The following is a 1288-nucleotide window of genomic DNA, read 5'->3' on the forward strand; positions in this document are numbered from 1 at the left end:
CAAACAAAGTGGGTGTCCTTTTATTTATTTCGTTTTCACCCGCACCGAGCAAGCCTATCTGGATTGGATCCACCACTTTATCCTGTTTCACGCCAAACGTCATCCCGCGGAGATGGGGCAAAAAGGGGCCAGGCTCAATTAACCTTCTTTTTCCTTTTACGAGCAGGTAGGGGGGGAGTTTTCAAAAATTGAACCTGGCCCTTTTTCCTCAATCCGGCCAATAGTCATCGTCGAGCAGTTGTTCGACCGAAAAAGGGCAAGCGTTTGGAAAACTATCGAGCACGAGACCGGTCTCCAGACTTGCACGCTTACGCGCGGTAGCGTATCGATCGGTTATCAATTGCTCTACTTTGGAGTTCAGGCTGGGACTGTCCTTCAGCAGGTCCTGTATTTCGTCGCGTGCGTTGGTAATCGAGAGCTTCCAACTGATGCCCCTGTACTTCGGTTGGTAATGCCACTTGAGTAGATGAACCATCAGGAGTTTCAGATAGCTGGAGAGGGCGCGTTTGTCGCTTTTTCCCATGTCCTCGATTTCCTCCGCGACCTGTTCCAGATCCACTTCGCCGATGTGTCCCTCGCGAAGGAGCTTGGATGTCTTGATGGTCCAGTCGTAGAAATCGCCATCGTATGCGTATTCATTGATAGTGTCGGTATGGATGGTCATTGGATGGCTCTCAGTGAGATTGCTGTACCCTGCTGATTACCTTCGACCAAAGTATTGTAGCCGTCAAGAAAAAGCGGCCCACAGGCCACTTCATCCATCCTGGAGAACACCGGGATTCACCCCGCCAAATCCGACCTCCCCATCAGCCACTCATCCACAGCGCGGGCGCACTGACGACCCTCTCGGATGGCCCACACTACCAGGGATTGGCCGCGGCGCATGTCGCCGGCGGCGAAGACGCCTGGGATGGAGGTGTGATAGGCATCGGAGCCTTCGGTGGGACCCTTGACATTGCCACGCCCGTCGCGCTCGACGCCTAACTCTTGGAGCATGCCTTCGTGTACAGGGTGTAGGAAGCCCATGGCGAGGGTGACCAGATCGGCCTCCAGGGAGAACCCGGAGCCTGGGACCTCGGTCATGCGCCAGGTCCCGGTGTCGTCCTTGGTCCAGTCTACTTTGATGCATTCGATGGCCTTGACCTTGCCGTTGCCGTCGGCGACAAATGCCTTGGTGGCTACTGACCACCTGCGTTCACAGCCTTCTTCCTGGGAGCTGGAGGTGCGCAGCTTGTTGGGCCAGTCGGGCCAGGTGAGTCCCTTGTTTTCTTGCTCCGGGGGCTTGGGT

3 protein-coding genes are annotated in these 1288 nt (G+C 55.7%); 1 reads left to right on the forward strand and 2 read right to left on the reverse strand.

Going from position 1 to position 1288, the window contains the following annotated elements; all coding sequences use genetic code 11:
• The first annotated feature begins 22 nt into the window (after positions 1–22).
• Complete coding sequence (locus E1958_RS21730) at positions 23–142, forward strand: phage integrase N-terminal SAM-like domain-containing protein (protein ID WP_133513356.1); 120 nt, start codon at positions 23–25, stop codon at positions 140–142.
• A gap of 66 nt (positions 143–208) precedes the next feature.
• Here the strand turns inward: E1958_RS21730 and E1958_RS19520 are convergent, their stop codons facing one another.
• Complete coding sequence (locus tag E1958_RS19520) at positions 209–664, reverse strand: DUF29 domain-containing protein (RefSeq protein WP_133513355.1); 456 nt, start codon at positions 662–664, stop codon at positions 209–211.
• 116 nt (positions 665–780) lie between these two features.
• Positions 781–1288: FAD-dependent oxidoreductase (locus E1958_RS19525; protein WP_166664709.1), on the reverse strand; the 508-nt coding region annotated here is incomplete at its 5' end.

The sequence above is a fragment of the Candidatus Thiosymbion oneisti genome (assembly GCF_004359955.1).
Classification (GTDB): Bacteria; Pseudomonadota; Gammaproteobacteria; order Chromatiales; family Chromatiaceae; genus Thiosymbion; species Thiosymbion oneisti.